A 14,802-nucleotide genomic window follows, 5' to 3' on the forward strand; every position below is an offset into this window, starting at 1 on the left:
CCCACCTATTAACACACATAACCGCCAATACTCTTTTTGGAGTGTTGGGGGGGGTTGGTTTTTTTTTATCCCCGCGGGGGGCCCGCCGCGAGTGTTCGCGGCGGGCCCTCTCGGCCGTTCCGGCGGGTCCCGGGGCTTCCAGCCACCTCCCAGGAACCGGCCCTTCCTGGGACCGGAGTCCGTCCGGCGGAACTGACAGGAAACGGTCAGGCGAGTTCCAGCGCCAGGTAGAAGTCCACCCGGTCCTCCAGCCGGGAGAGGTCCCGCCCGGTCAGCTCCTCGATCCGGCCGATCCGGTACCGCAGGGTGTTGACGTGGACGTGCAGCTGCCCGGCGCAGCGGGTCCAGGAGCCGTCCGAGCGCAGGAACGCCTCCAGGGTGCGGACCAGGTCCGCCTGGTGCTCGATGTCGTACGCGATGACCTTGTCCAGCAGCCGGCTGCGGAAGGCCCGGCGGACCTCGTCCGGGACGGCGGCCAGCAGCAGCACGTGCGAGGCCAGCTCCTCGGGGCCGGCCACGCAGACCCGGCCGACCCGGGCGGCGGCGATCCGGCGGGCGTGCCGGGCCTCCTCCAGGGCGCCGCGCAGGCCGCCGGCCTCCGGGGCGGGGGCGGAGACGCCGAGGGTGATCCGGCCCTCCGAGCCGAGCCCGGCCTCCAGCGGGGCGAGCAGCTCGCGCAGGGTGTCGGCGGGCACCGGGCTGTCCAGCGCGGGCAGCACCACCACGGCGCCGTGGCCCGCGCCGGCCACCAGGGCCCGGTCGCTGAGGCCGCCGAGCGCCTCCTCCAGGACGGACCGCACCGTGCCCTCCGGCAGGCCGGTGCCCTCGGCGCTGAGCACCAGCCAGGAGGCGTCCTTCGTCGGGGACTTGGGCTCGGGGCTCTCGTAGCGGGCGGCCATCGCCGAGGAGGCGTACAGGGTGCGGCTGATCTCGGCCGGGTCGGCGTCGCGGCGCAGCAGGGCGAGCAGTTCGTCGGCCAGCCGGCGGCGCAGCCGGCGGCCCTCGTCCCGGCGGTGGCGCTCGGCGGCGACCAGCCGGGCCAGGTTCTCGGCGAGCTGCTGGCGCTTGGTGGTCCACTCGGTGACGTCGCCGGCCACCGCGAGCACCCAGTCGGCCAGCGGGGACCCGGGCTGCGGGGCGTCCTGCTCGGCGGAGGCCGCGGCGGGCAGCAGCGAGTAGGCGCCGCCGGCCAGCCGGGCCCGGTGCGGGGGGCGGCGGCGCTGGCGCTGGGCGGCGAGGTGGGCGCGGACCAGCTGGTCGCGGTCCTCGGCGGTGAGCCGGTCGACCGGGCCGGCGATCACCCCGCCGGTCGGGGTGAGCACCCAGCAGTCCAGGTCGAGGTCGCCGCCGAGGAGGTCCAGCACGGCGTCCAGTCCGCCGCCGCCGGCCGCCGAGACCAGCAGCCGGTGCCGGTCCACCAGGGCGGCGAGGTCGGCGGCGCGGTCGGCGGAGACCTGACGGCCGATGAACTCGGTGACGGTGCCGAAGGCGATGTCGTCGGGGACGGCCAGCAGCGGCATCCGGTGCCGGCGGCAGGCCTCGACCAGGTCCTCGGGCACCGGGCCGACCTCGGCCTCGCCGGCCGCCAGGGCGACGGCGCCGCCGGCCGCGATGGTCCGGACGAACCGCTCGGAGTCGGCCGGGCCGCCGCGCCAGAGCATCCCGGTGAGCACCAGCTCGCCACCGTGCAGGTAGCGGCCGGGGTCGTGCAGGTCCGTGGTCATCACGCCGCTGACCTGCCGGTCCAGCTCCTCCTCGGCCGCGAGCAGGCGCAGTCGTGGGGCGCCGGGGGCGAGCAGGTCACGGACACGCATCCGCGGACTCCTAACGGGGGCTGGAACAGGGGGGTCGAACGGGGCGGGGGCGGGGCCGGAGGCCGGATCGAGGGGGGTGGGGGGCGGCCGGGCGCGCCGCCCGGGGGTGACAGTGTGCCCGAACATCCGTGCTCGGTGTTACGCACCAAGGGGCGGCCGCGGCACGGGCCCATGGACCGTGCGTCACGGCCGGATTACGGTCGTAGGTGACACCCGGCGGAGACCTGGGCTGCGGGATTCTCCTGCTTAGAGGAACGTACAGGATGCCGGGCCGGCTCACAGCCGGGGCTTCATGCCATCGGTGACTGCCAGTGGCCCCGGTCACAGGAGTTCACTGGGCGACACGCCGCCGGACACCCGGTCGGCGAAGACTTGAGGAGAAACCCGCATGGAGTTCCTTCGGCCCGCCACCTGGGACGAGGCTCTCGCGGCGAAGGCTGAGTACCCGACCGCGCTGCCCATCGCGGGCGGCACGGACGTCATGGTCGAGCTGAACTTCGACGTGCACCGGCCATCCGCGATTCTCGACCTGAACCGCGTCACCGAGCTCACCGAATGGACGAACGACGGCAGCGTCGTCCGGCTCGGCGCCTCCGTCCCGTACGCCAGGATCATCGCGGAGCTGTCCGGGCCGCTGCCCGGGCTCGCGCTGGCCGCCCACACCGTCGGCTCGCCGCAGATCCGCAACCGCGGTGGCGTCGGCGGCAACCTCGGCGGCGCCTCCCCGGCCGGTGACGCGCACCCCGCGCTGCTGGCGGCCGGACGGGACGTGTTCGTCGAGGCGGCCTCGGTGCGCGGCACCCGGCTGATCCCGATCGACGAGTTCTACGTCGGGGTCAAGCGCAACAGCCTGGAGGCGGACGAGCTGATCCGGGCGGTGCACATCCCGGTCGCGGACGGCCCGCAGCAGTTCTCGAAGATCGGCACCCGCAACGCGATGGTGATCGCGGTGTGCGCGTTCGGCTTCGCCCTGCACCCCAAGAACGGAACCGTCGGCACCGGTATCGGTTCGGCCGCCCCCACGCCGCGCCGCGCCGTCGAGGCCGAGGAGTACCTCCAGGGCGTGCTCGCCGAGCGCGGGCTCTGGGAGTCCGGGGAGCTGCTGGGCACCGAGGTGATCCAGCGCTTCGGTGAGCTGGTGAAGGCGGCCGCCTCCCCGATCGACGACGTCCGGGGCACCGCCGACTACCGGCGCCACTCCCTGGCCGTGATGGCCCGCCGCACCCTCACCTGGTGTTGGAACGACTACAGCAAGCAGATCAGGAGCGCGGCATGAGGGTCACGTTCACCGCGAACGGCAAGCCGGTCGAGGCCGATGACGTGTGGGAGGGCGAGAGCCTGCTCTACGTCCTGCGCGAGCGCGTCGGCCTGCCCGGTTCGAAGAACGCGTGCGAGCAGGGCGAGTGCGGCTCGTGCACCGTCTACCTGGACGGCGTGCCGGTCTGCGCCTGCCTGGTCGCGGCCGGACAGGTGCAGGACCGCGAGGTGCGCACGGTCGAGGGCCTGGCCGACGAGGACGGCGAACTGGGCCTGGTCCAGCAGGCGTTCATCGACGCCGGGGCCGTCCAGTGCGGCTTCTGCACCCCCGGGCTGCTGGTGCAGACCGACGCCCTGCTGGAGAAGGACTCCCAGCCGAGCGACAACGACATCCGCGAGGCCCTGTCGGGCAACCTGTGCCGCTGCACCGGTTACGAGAAGATCATGGACGCGGTGCGGCTCGCCTCCGCCCGCAAGTGCTCCGGGGAGGCTGGTGCCAAGTGAGTACTCGGACGATCCAGGGCCAGAAGAACCTGCAGAACATCGACCAGGTCTCCAAGCACGGCATCGGCGGCTCGCCGCTGCGCCCGGACGGCAACCTGAAGGTCAAGGGCGAGTTCGCCTACTCCTCGGACATGTGGCACGAGGACATGCTCTGGGGCATGGCGCTGCGCTCGCCGCACCCCCGGGCCGACATCCTCAGCGTGGACATCTCCGAGGCGCTCAAGGTGCCCGGCGTCTACGCGGTGCTGACCCACGAGGACATCCCCGGCTCCAAGTACTACGGCCTGGAGATCCAGGACCAGCCGGCCCTGGCGATCGACAAGATCCGCTACCACGGCGAGGCGATCGCCCTGGTCGCCGCCGACCACCCGGAGACGGCCCGGCGCGCGGTGAAGAAGATCAAGGTCGAGTACCGGGTGCTCACCCCGATCGTCACCGAGGAGCAGTGCCTGGACCCGGAGACGTACGGGTACGTGCACGAGCCGCACGAGTACAAGTCGCACGCGTACGGCAACATCTGCCACGAGCAGAAGCTGGTCTCCGGCCTCGGCGTGACCGACGAGGTGCGGGCGATGGCGGACGTCATCGTCAGCGGCGACTACGAGGTCGGCATGCAGGACCAGGCCTTCCTCGGCCCCGAGTCCGGCCTGGCCGTGCCCGCCGAGGACGGCGGCATCGACCTCTACATCGCCACCCAGTGGCTGCACGTGGACCGCGAGCAGATGGCCCCGGTGCTGGACCTGCCCGAGGAGAAGGTCCGGCTCACCCTGGCCGGCGTCGGCGGCGCCTTCGGCGGCCGCGAGGACATCTCGATGCAGATCCACGCCTGCCTGCTGGCGCAGCACACCGGCAAGCCGGTCAAGATCGTCTACTCCCGGGACGAGTCCTTCTACGGCCACGTCCACCGCCACCCGGCGCGGATGCACTACGAGCACGGCGCCACCCGGGACGGCAAGCTGGTCTTCGCCGACTGCCGGATCGTGCTGGACGGCGGCGCCTACGCCTCCGCCTCCCCCGCCGTGGTCGGCAACGCGGCCTCGCTCGGGCACGGCCCGTACGTGATCCCGAACGTGAAGATGCACGCCATCGCGCTCTACAGCAACAACCCGTCCTGCGGGGCGATGCGCGGCTTCGGGGCCGTCCAGGCGGCGTTCGGCTACGAGACCCAGATGGACAAGCTGGCCGTCGAACTCGGCATGGACCCGGTCGAGTTGCGGCAGCTGAACGCGATGTCGGAGGGCGACTTCATGCCCACCGGCCAACGGATCGACTCCCCCGCCCCGGTGGCCGAACTACTGCAGCGGGCCAAGGACATGCCGCTGCCCCCGCCGCTGGACACCGAGCACCTGGACGTGCGCGCGCTGCCCGGCGCACTGTCCAACACCTCGCACGGCGAGGGCATCGTGCGCGGGGTCGGCTACTCCGTCGGCATCAAGAACGTGGGCTTCTCCGAGGGCTTCGACGACTACTCCACCGCCCGGGTGCGGCTGGAGGTGATCGGCGGCGAGCCCGTCGCCATGGTGCACACCGCGATGGCCGAGGTCGGCCAGGGCGGCGTCACCGTGCACGCCCAGATCGCCCGCACCGAGCTGGGCGTCGAGCAGGTCACCATCCATCCGGCCAACACCGAGGTGGGGTCGGCCGGTTCGACCTCCGCCTCGCGCCAGACGTACATGACCGGCGGGGCCGTGAAGCTGGCCGCCGAGGCCGTCCGGCGCGAGCTGATCGCCAAGGGTCGGCAGCGCTACGGCTGGACCCACGACGACATCGTGCTGACCGGCGGCAAGGTCGTCTCGGAGAGCGCCGGAGTGCTCGTCCCGATGGTGGACCTGCTCGGCGACGAGGCGATCGACCTCACCCGCGAGCACCACCACCGGCCCACCCAGGCCTTCGACAAGGAGACCGGCCAGGGCTTCGGCCACGTCCAGTACACCTTCTGCGCCAACCGCGCGGTGGTGGACGTGGACGTCGAGCTGGGCCTGGTCAAGGTGGTCGAGCTCACCGCCGTCCAGGACGTCGGCAAGGCGCTCAACCCGCTCTCCGTGGTCGGCCAGATCCAGGGCGGCTGCACCCAGGCGCTCGGGCTCGCGGTGATGGAGGAGATCATCGTCCGGGACGGCAAGGTGCGCAACGCCTCCTTCACCGACTACCTGATCCCCACCATCCTGGACACCCCGCCGATCCCGGTGGACGTCCTCGAACTGCCCGACCCGCACGCCCCGTACGGGCTGCGCGGCGTCGGCGAGGCGCCGACCGTGTCGGCGACCCCCTCGATCGTGGCGGCGATCCGCAACGCCACCGGTCTGGCGCTCAACCGGATCCCGGTCCGGCCGGAGCACCTGACCACCGAACAGCCCGGCTGATCCCGGGAGTCAGACCTCCGGGGCGGCGCCGAGTCTTCCCCGCCGCCCCGGAGCAACCCGCTGCCCTCGCCCACGCCGGGGTTCCGCAGTGGTGCGCACCACCCTCGACTGCACCACCCGCACCTGCACCTGTACCTGCACCACGGACGCTCCCCCCACCCGAGCGCCCCAGTGAGTCGATACCGTCCCCCTCTGCCAACCTCGTTGACTGGCAATCAGGTCGGCTCGCCCACCCCAACCCCCTTTGACACTTGGGAGTGGACATGACCAGGATCCCCACGGAGCCCGGCACCACCGAAGCAGACAGATCCGCCGAGGACGAGACCCACCCCTCGCCCCCGGCACCAGGGCCGAAGGGCGCGCTCGACGCGTACTTCAAGATCTCGGCCCGCGGCTCGACCCTCACCAACGAACTGCGCGGTGGCCTCACCACCTTCATGGCGATGGCGTACATCATCCTGCTCAACCCGCTGATCCTCAGCGGCGCGGACGTCACCGGCGTCAAGCTCGACCACGCCGCGCTGACCACCGCCACCGCCCTCGCGGCCGCCGTCACCACCATCCTGATGGGCGTGGTCGGCAACGTGCCGCTGGCCCTGGCCGCCGGGCTCTCGGTCTCCGGCGCGGTCTCCGCGCTCGTCGTGCCGCACACCACCTGGCCGCAGGCCATGGGCCTGTGCGTGATCTACGGCCTGCTGATCGTGCTGCTGGTGGTCTCCGGGCTGCGCGAGAAGATCATGAACGGCATCCCGCTTCCGCTCAAGCACGCGATCACCATCGGCATCGGCCTGTTCGTCACGATCATCGGCCTCTACAAGGCCGGCTTCGTGCACACCGGCGGCCCCACCCCGCTGTCCCTCGGCCCGTTCGGCGAACTCTCCGGCTGGCCGGTCCTGATCTTCTGCCTCACCCTGCTCACGATCTTCGTGCTGATGGCGCGCGGCGTGCGCGGCGCGATCCTGATCGGCATCGCCGGCGGCACCGTGGTCGCCATCGTCGTCAACAAGCTGGCCGACGTACCGGCCAAGGCCTGGGCGAACTCCGTCCCGGTCTGGCCCGGCAGCCCGGTCGCCGCCCCCGACTTCAGCCTCTTCGGCCACGTCGACCTGTTCGGCGCCTTCGGCGGCAAGGGCCTGGGCGCGATCAGCGCCTCCGTCGCGGTGTTCACCCTGGTGCTGGCCGGCTTCTTCGACGCGATGGCCACCATCATCGGTGTCGGCACCGAGGCCGGACTCGCCGACAAGCAGGGCCGGATGCCCGGCCTGTCCAAGGCGCTGTTCATCGACGGCGCCGGCGGCGCGGTCGGCGGCCTGGCGGGCGCCTCCGGGCAGACCGTCTTCGTCGAGTCCGCCACCGGCGTCGGCGACGGCGCCCGCACCGGCCTCGCCTCCGCCGTCACCGGCGGGCTCTTCGCCCTGATGTTGTTCTTCTCGCCGCTGGCCGGCATCGTGCCGGTCGAGGTCGCCTCCGCCGCCCTGGTGGTGATCGGCTCGATGATGATGAGCCAGGCCCGGCACATCGACTGGTCCGACCGCGAGGTCGCCATCCCGGCCTTCCTGACCTGCGTGCTGATGCCGTTCACCTACAGCATCACGGCGGGCGTCGCCGCCGGCGTCATCTCGTACACGGTGATCAAGGCCGGCCAGGGCAAGTGGCGCGAGCCCGGGGTGCTGATGTGGATCCTCACCGCCGTGTTCGTCGTGTACTTCGCGCTCAGCCCGATCAAGTCCTGGCTCGGCGTGCACTGAGCACCCTGCTCCCGGTCCCTTGATCACAACCGCCGCCGTACGGGACCGTTTCCCGTACGGCGGCGTCCCCCGCTACTGTCGAATCGGGTAAGGAGCCTCCGACATGCAGGACATCGCCGAGCAGTTGCAGGCCTGGCACGCGTCCGGGCGGTCCTTCGCCGTGGCCACCGTCGTCGGCGTCTCCGGCAGCGCCCCGCGCGACCCGGGAGCCGCGCTGGCCGTCGACGCGGCCGGGGAGGCCGTCGGCAGCGTCTCCGGCGGGTGCGTCGAGGGCGCGGTGTACGAGCTCTGCCAGGCCGCGTTGGACACCGGCGAACCGGTCCTGGAGCGATTCGGCTACAGCGACGAGGACGCCTTCGCCGTCGGACTGACCTGCGGCGGGATCCTCGACGTCTTCGTCCAGCCGGTCGTGCCCGGGGCCGACCCCGGGATGGACGCCGGCCTCGCCCACATCGCCGACGGGACTCCCGTCGCCCTCGCCCGGGTGATCGAGGGTCCGGCCGCACTGCTCGGAGCCACCCTCGCCGTCACCGCCGAGCAGCGGCACGGGGCGCTCTCGGTCGGGCCGACCACCGTCGGCGCGCTCGAACGCGCCCTGGTCGCGGAGGCCCGGGCCATGCTCGACGCCGGCCGCACCGGGCGGGTCGTGCTCGGCCTGGACGGACGGCCCTGCGACGAAGAGGAACAGGGCACCGTCACCTGCTTCGTCGAGTCCTACGTGCCCGCGCCCCGGATGCTGGTCTTCGGCGCGATCGACTTCGCCGCCGCCGTGGTGCGGATCGGCAAGTTCCTCGGCTACCACGTCACCGTCTGCGACGCCCGGCCCGTCTTCGCCACCGCCCGGCGCTTCCCCGAGGCCGACGAGGTCGTGGTCGACTGGCCGCACCGCTACCTGGACTCCCAGCTCGGCCGGATCGACGGCCGCACCGTGCTGTGCGTGCTCACCCACGACGCCAAGTTCGACGTCCCGCTGCTCGAACGCGCCCTGCGGCTGCCGGTCGGCTACGTCGGCGCGATGGGCTCCCGGCGCACCCACCGCGACCGGCAGGCCAAACTGCGCGAAGCGGGGCTCACCGACACCGAACTCGCCCGGCTGCGCTCCCCGATCGGCCTCGACCTCGGCTCCCGCACCCCCGAGGAGACGGCCGTCTCCGTCGCCGCCGAGATCATCGCCCACCGGCGCGGCGGCAGCTGCCTGCCGCTGAGCGCCGGGGACGGGCCGATCCACCACGACACCGCGGCGGCTTCCGAGGAACCGGCACCCACCCGACGGACCCACGCCGCCTGAGGACCGGTCGGCGTTGGGAACCGGTCGGCGTTGGGAACCGGTCGGCGTCACGTTGCGTGGCCACTGGGGCGGCGGGAGGCTGGAGGTGCGGACTCGCCCCGAGCCCGGGGAAGGAGCAGGGATCATGCGTGCCCTGCTGGAGGTCGAACTCGACACCGCGACCTCGAACAAGTTCATCAACGACGGCACCATCGGCGACGCGATCCAGCAGACACTGGCCCAACTCAAGCCCGAGGCCGCCTACTTCCTCAGCCGTCACGGGCGGCGCGCGATGGTCGTCGTCGTCGACATCGCGGACGAGGCCTCGATCCCGTCCATCGTGGAGCCGTTCTGGCTACAGCTGGACGCCACCGTCGACCTGTACCCCTGCATGAACGTCGAGGAACTCACGGAGGGGCTCAAGCGGCTCGGTCAGTAACCGTCCGTCACGCGCCTTCACCCGTCAGTCGGCCAGCGCCAGCTTCAGGCCGAAACCCACCACCACCGCACCGGTCACCCGGTCCATCAGGCGTCGGGCGGCCGGGCGGCGCAGCCAGCCGCGCAGCACCCGGGCGAAGCCGACCAGGACGGTCGACCAGAGCAGGCCCTCCACCACGTGCACGCAGGTCAGCGCCACCCCGGCGGCGAAATGCGGGGCCCCGGCCGGGATGAACTGCGGCAGCACCGCCACGTAGAAGACCCCGACCTTGGGATTCAGCAGATTGGTCAGCGTCCCGCGCCGCAAGCCGTGGACGAACCCGCCCTCGACCGGCTCCTCCTCGGCCGCGGCCTCGACCCCGCGCTTGCGCAGCATCCCGACGCCCATCCACACCAGATAGACCGCACCGGCCCAGCGCAGCACCTCGTACGCAACCTGCGAGGCGGTCAGCAGCGCCGTCACCCCCGCCGAGGTCAGCGCGCCCCAGATCAGCGTGCCGGTCTGGATCCCCAGCACCACCCCCCAGGCCTGCCGCCGCCGCCCCAGCGCGGACGTCCGCAGGATCAGCGCGGTGTCGAGTCCGGGCGTGAGCGTGAGCAGCCCGACGACGAGGGCGAAGGACCACAGAGCGGTTGTCATCTCCATGGGCCTCGATGCTCTCACAGCCCCGGCGAGGCGCTCAGTCCGCCGTCCCCTGCGGGACGACCCACGCGGTCGGCTGGCCGGTGACGGCGGCGATCATGTCGTACTCGCCGTCGTCGTGGAGGACGATCGCACCGTGCCGCTCGGCGGTGGCGGCGATGACCAGATCCGGGACCGACAGTGCCCGCCAGTCGCCGGCGGCCGTGAGGAGGGCTTGCACCTCGATGGCACGGTCCCACACCTCGTCGGGTGTGGGCAGCCAGTCGAAGCCGCTCAGGCCCCTCGCGGATCTCCAGGGCGTCGGCCTTCGATCGGGCGCTGTGCATGATCTCCAGCTCGACGGCGCCGCAGATTGCGACCACTCCGCTGATGATCAGCGGTTCGAGGACCGATCTGACCGTCGGCTCGGAGAAGCGGGCGAAGGCCGACGTGTCGATCAGGAGGCGCTCACTCACCCTTTTCCACCGGTCCGGTGAGATCGGGCAGTCCGCCTTCTGCGAGCCAGGCCATGAACCTCTCGCGCTTCCGGCGCTTCACGAGGTCCTCAAGGGCAGCATGACGGTAGCGACCTTGGTCGACGTACCGGGGATCTCAGCGGCCTCTGCCAGGAGTGCGTCATTGACGTCTATCACGGTGCGAGCCATGGCCGGCCTCCCGAGGGCCAGGGGTCTGCGATATCAGATCCAAGGACAGGTGATATCGCAGACTCTTCATGGGCCGATCAGGGGATATTCGCTTGTTCAGGTGATGTTGAGGCGGGCGGCGAGGCGGAGGAGGCCGGGGCTGAGGCGGGAGAGGAGACGGGCGGCCTTGGCCTCGGGGGTGACCGGGACGACGGGCTTGCCGGTGCGGACGGCGGTGACGATCGCGGTGGCGACCTTCTCCGGCGGGAAGCCGCGGCGGGCGTAGAGCTTGGCGGCGCGGGCCTGCTTGGCGGACTGCTCGGCGGCGGTGGTGGCGGAGAAGGTGGAGGTGCGGGTGATGTTGGTGTTGACGATGCCCGGGCAGATGGTGGAGACGCCGATGCCGTGGCCGACGAACTCGGCGCGCAGGCAGTCGGAGAGCATGAAGACGGCGGCCTTGCTGGTCGCGTAGGCGGTGAGCGCCTTGGCAGGCAGGTAGGCGGCGGCCGAGGAGACGTTGACGATGTGGCCGCCCTGGCCGCGGTCGGCCATCAGGGTGCCGAAGGCGCGGCAGCCGTGGATCACGCCCCAGAGGTTGACGTCCAGGACGCGCTGCCACTCCTTCTCGGTGGTCTGCAGGAACGTCCCGGAGTGGCCGATGCCGGCGTTGTTGACCAGCACGTCGGGCACGCCGTGCTCGGCGGCGACGCTCTGTGCGAAGGCGTCCATCCCGGCGCCGTCGGAGACGTCCACCCGGTAGGCGTGTGCCCGTGGGCCGATCAGCGAGGCGAGTTCGGCGGTGCGCTCGGCGGCCGCGAGGTCGAGGTCGCAGACCACCACCCGGGCGCCGTCCTCGGCGAAGGCCAGCGCGGTGGCCCGGCCGATGCCGCTGCCACCACCGGTGACGACCACCAACCGGCCGTCGCCGTCGGCCGGTTGAGCCGGCCCGCCGGATTCGATGCGGGCGGTCTCGATGCGGGCGGTGAACTCGCGGACCAGGCCGGCCACGGCGGCTCCCTTCTCCAGCAGCGCCGACCAGTGGCCGGCGTGCAGTGTGCGGCGGGTCAGGTGGGGCACCCAGCGCTCCAGGCCCTCGGAGAGGTAGGTGCCGACGTAGCGGTCCCGGGTCAGGGTGACCAGCTGGACCGGCACCTCGGTCGGCCGCTCGCGCGGACTGCCCATCGTGGGGAGGAAGTTGGCCCGGTACAGCTCGATGCCGCGGACCGCGTCACGGCGCAGGGTGGGCTGGGGGTGGCCGGCCCGGGGGGTGACCCGCTCCAGGTCGCGCAGCACCCGCGGCCAGGCCCGGGCCAGGCCCAGGCGCCACACCGCGGGGGCGAGGAAGGGCAGGTGGAAGGCGGTGATGTACCAGGAGTGGAGGCCCTGGTGGAGCAGCTGCCCGAGGTGGCGCGGGGTGGGGCGGCGCAGCCGGTGGCGCAGCCAGTAACCCATGTGGTCCAGGCTGGGGCCGGACAGCGTGGTGTAGGAGGCGATCCGGTGCTCGGCGCCGGGGGCGGTGACGGCCTCCCAGGACTGGATCGAGCCCCAGTCGTGGGCCACCAGGTGCACCGGGCGGTCCGGGCTGACGGCGTCGGCGACCGCGAACAGGTCGTCGGCCAGGTGCTCCAGGCGGTAGTCCTCGCGGCGGGCCGGGGCGGCCGACTCGCCGGCGCCGCGTACGTCGTAGCGGACCACGTGGTGGTCGCGGGCGAGGTCGGCGGCGATGTCGTCCCAGACGACGTGGGTGTCCGGGTAGCCGTGCACCAGGAGAACGGTGGGGGCCTCCGGGTCGCCCTGCTCGAAGACGGCCAGCGGCAGGCCGCCGGAGTGGACGGTCCGGCGGCGGACGGCCGTGGACGGACGGGGGGTCGTCATCGGGTGGCCTCCAGAGCGGTCGGCTCGTCGGTCGGGTCGGCGCGGGTCGACTCGGCTTCGGTCGGGTCGGCGCGGGTCGGGTCGGCGCGGGTCGACTCGGCTTCGGTCGGGTCGGCGCGGGTCGGGTCGGCGCGGGTCGACTCGGCTTCGGTCGGGTCGGCGGCGGTCGGCTCGATGGTGGCCGAATCGTCGGCCGTGGTCCAGCGGCGGACGTGCGGGAGGTCGTCGTCGAGCCAGTGGGCGTCGTCCTCGGTGACCACCAGCAGTTCCTCGAACTTGATGCCCACGCCGCGGAAGCCGATGTGCGGTTCGACCGCCCACAGCCCCGGGGTGGGCGCGTGCCGGGACGACCGACCGTCCGCCCACAGCGGCGAACGGCCTTGCAGCCGCTCGGAGATGAGCTCGCGGCCAAGGGTCTGCAGGGTGCGCACGCCGAAGCCGAAGACGTTCACCCCGGCCGGGCCGCGCACGCTGGTCCGGGTTACCTGGTGGCCGATCACCCGACCCGGGTAGACCTGGTGCCGGTTGTCGTAGCCGTGCGCGGCGATCTGCGCGTCCACCGCCGCGTACACCTCGTTCAGCGGCTTGCGGGCGCGCACCTCGGCGAGGATCAGCTCGCGGTAGACCTTCAGGTCGGCGGCCAGACGGTCCCAGACCCGGTTCTCGCCGACCTTGCCGCCGTAGCCGATGTCGGCGGTGTAGCCGTCCACGATCGGCGCGCAGTCCAGCACGTACGGCATGCCCTCCTCCAGGCGGCGGTTGCCGGCGAAGAACTGCAACGGGGTGTGGAAGTGCCGGAAGGCCGTGCGGTCGCCGAACCAGGCGAACGGGACGTGGAAGAAGTCCTGCACCCCGGCGGCCACCAGACGGCGGCGCAGCTCGGCAGTGGCCTGTCGCTCGGTGACGCCCGGTTCGATCCAGGCGGCGACCTGTTCGGCGCAGTGGTAGGCGAGTTGCTGGGTCTCGCGGAAGCGGGCGAGGTCGCGCTCGGTGTAGGGGAAGGCCGGCATCATGGTCGCCGTCGGGGGCATCGGGGGGCTCCTTCTAGACGTCGAGCACGAGGGTCTCACCCTCGGCGGCGCGGGAGACGCAGGGCAGCAGGGCGCCCGCGGCACGCTGCTCGGGGGTGAGGCGGCGGTCCCGGTGCTCGGGGGTGCCGGCCAGCAGGCGGACCTCGCAGGTGCCGCAGAAGCCCTGGTGGCAGGAGTACGGGAGGTCCGGGCGAGCCTCACGCAGCACGTCCAGGGCGGAGCGGCCGGCGGGGACGTCCAGGGTCGGGCCGTCGGTGCCGAGCTGCACGGCGAAGGGCGCACCCCCGGTGATCGGGGCGGCGCCGAAGCGCTCGAAGTGCAGGGCGGGGGACGGACCGCCGGCCCCCACCGAGCCGCCGGCTCCCGCCGAACCGCCGTCCAGCGCCCGCTGCACGGCGGCGAGCATCGGGGCCGGGCCGCAGCAGTAGACGGCGGCGCCGCGCGGGGCATGGGCGAGCAGTTCGGCGCCGGTGGGAACGCCGCCGTGCTCGTCGTCGGTGCGCAGCACGACGCGGTGCGGGGCGAGGGCGCGCAACTCATCCGTGTACGGGAGGGTGTCGGCGCTGCGTCCGACGTGCACCAACGTCCAGTCGAGGCCGTGCCGTTGGGCCTCACGGGCCATCGGGAGGAGCGGCGTGACGCCGATGCCGCCGGCGAGCAGGAGGACGGCGGGCTCGGCGCAGAAGGCGAAGCCGTTGCGCGGGCGGCGGGCGGTGAGGCGGGCGCCCGGGTGCAGGGTGTCGTGCACCTCGACCGATCCGCCGCCGCCCTCGGGCAGCCGCCGGACGGCGATCCGGTAGCGGTGGCGGTCGGCGGGGTCGCCACTGAGCGAGTAGTGGCGTTCCCGGCCGGAGGGCAGGGCGAGCCGCAGGTGGGCGCCGGGCTGCCAGGGCGGCAGTGTGCTCCCGGAGGGGTCGGCGAGGCTCAGCTCGACCACGTCGACGGCGAGTCGGCGGCGCTCGGCGACCACCAGTTGCAGCGGCGGGGTGGGGCGGCTGAGCGCGCGGCGGGGATTGCGGCGCAGCAGGGGGCTGCCCAGGGCCGGGCTGTAGCGGTCGCCGAAGGCGGTGAGCCGGCGCATGAAGGTGTCGGCGCGGGGGCGGCCGTAGAGGTCGGGGGGTGGGTTGAGCAGATCCATCCGGGCGAGTCCTTGGCGGTGGGAGGGGCGGGCGCGGGCGGCGAGGTGGCGGGCGGGCGAACAGCTGACAGCTTTCAGATTTCAGATTTCAGATTTCAGCG

At 72.6% G+C, this 14,802-nt stretch carries 12 protein-coding genes and 1 pseudogene; 6 read left to right on the plus strand and 7 right to left on the minus strand.

Features of this window, described 5'->3' with window-relative positions:
• Positions 1-206 precede the first annotated feature (206 nt).
• On the minus strand, positions 207-1,814 hold the full coding sequence (locus ACFWIS_RS17565; RefSeq protein ID WP_380450776.1) for a PucR family transcriptional regulator: 1,608 nt from the start codon (positions 1,812-1,814) through the stop codon (positions 207-209).
• Between the two features lie 388 nt (positions 1,815-2,202).
• Here ACFWIS_RS17565 and ACFWIS_RS17570 point away from each other — a divergent pair, with 388 nt between their 5' ends.
• The 6 genes from ACFWIS_RS17570 to ACFWIS_RS17595 all read left to right on the plus strand — a co-directional run bounded on the left by ACFWIS_RS17570 (position 2,203) and on the right by ACFWIS_RS17595 (position 9,392).
• A complete protein-coding gene (locus tag ACFWIS_RS17570) occupies positions 2,203-3,090 on the plus strand; it encodes an FAD binding domain-containing protein (RefSeq protein ID WP_380450779.1) in 888 nt (295 codons plus the stop codon).
• Positions 3,087-3,575, plus strand: a complete 489-nt coding sequence (locus ACFWIS_RS17575; protein ID WP_380450782.1) for a (2Fe-2S)-binding protein — start codon at positions 3,087-3,089, stop codon at positions 3,573-3,575. The genes ACFWIS_RS17570 and ACFWIS_RS17575 overlap by 4 nt, the downstream gene beginning before the upstream one ends.
• A complete protein-coding gene (gene pucD / locus ACFWIS_RS17580; RefSeq protein ID WP_380450785.1) occupies positions 3,572-5,938 on the plus strand; it encodes a xanthine dehydrogenase subunit D in 2,367 nt (788 codons plus the stop codon). Before ACFWIS_RS17575 ends, pucD begins: the two co-directional genes overlap by 4 nt.
• Positions 5,939-6,201: 263 nt before the next feature.
• Positions 6,202-7,686, plus strand: a complete 1,485-nt coding sequence (locus ACFWIS_RS17585) for an NCS2 family permease (protein WP_380450788.1) — start codon at positions 6,202-6,204, stop codon at positions 7,684-7,686.
• Positions 7,687-7,789: 103 nt separating this feature from the next.
• Positions 7,790-8,974, plus strand: coding sequence for an XdhC family protein (locus ACFWIS_RS17590; RefSeq protein ID WP_380450791.1), 1,185 nt, complete (start codon positions 7,790-7,792; stop codon positions 8,972-8,974).
• 124 nt (positions 8,975-9,098) lie between these two features.
• On the plus strand, positions 9,099-9,392 hold the full coding sequence (locus ACFWIS_RS17595; protein ID WP_380450794.1) for a hypothetical protein: 294 nt from the start codon (positions 9,099-9,101) through the stop codon (positions 9,390-9,392).
• 24 nt (positions 9,393-9,416) lie between these two features.
• Here ACFWIS_RS17595 and ACFWIS_RS17600 read toward each other — a convergent pair whose 3' ends face one another.
• The 6 genes and pseudogenes from ACFWIS_RS17600 to ACFWIS_RS17625 all read right to left on the minus strand — a co-directional run bounded on the left by ACFWIS_RS17600 (position 9,417) and on the right by ACFWIS_RS17625 (position 14,701).
• Positions 9,417-10,037, minus strand: a complete 621-nt coding sequence (locus tag ACFWIS_RS17600) for a LysE family translocator (protein WP_380450798.1) — start codon at positions 10,035-10,037, stop codon at positions 9,417-9,419.
• 34 nt (positions 10,038-10,071) lie between these two features.
• Positions 10,072-10,489: pseudogene (locus tag ACFWIS_RS17605) on the minus strand (PIN domain nuclease).
• A gap of 78 nt (positions 10,490-10,567) precedes the next feature.
• The gene (locus ACFWIS_RS17610; protein WP_380450800.1) at positions 10,568-10,678 is read right to left on the minus strand and encodes a type II toxin-antitoxin system VapB family antitoxin; all 111 of its coding nucleotides are present in this window, start codon (positions 10,676-10,678) and stop codon (positions 10,568-10,570) included.
• Between the two features lie 96 nt (positions 10,679-10,774).
• Positions 10,775-12,532, minus strand: a complete 1,758-nt coding sequence (locus ACFWIS_RS17615; RefSeq protein WP_380450803.1) for an SDR family oxidoreductase — start codon at positions 12,530-12,532, stop codon at positions 10,775-10,777.
• A complete protein-coding gene (locus tag ACFWIS_RS17620) occupies positions 12,529-13,563 on the minus strand; it encodes a M24 family metallopeptidase (protein ID WP_380450805.1) in 1,035 nt (344 codons plus the stop codon). Before ACFWIS_RS17620 ends, ACFWIS_RS17615 begins: the two co-directional genes overlap by 4 nt.
• Positions 13,564-13,576: 13 nt before the next feature.
• Positions 13,577-14,701, minus strand: coding sequence for a PDR/VanB family oxidoreductase (locus ACFWIS_RS17625; protein ID WP_380450808.1), 1,125 nt, complete (start codon positions 14,699-14,701; stop codon positions 13,577-13,579).
• Positions 14,702-14,802 lie beyond the last annotated feature (101 nt).

The sequence above is a fragment of the Kitasatospora sp. NPDC127060 genome, from assembly GCF_042724935.1.
In the GTDB taxonomy this organism is placed as follows: Bacteria; Actinomycetota; Actinomycetes; order Streptomycetales; family Streptomycetaceae; genus Kitasatospora.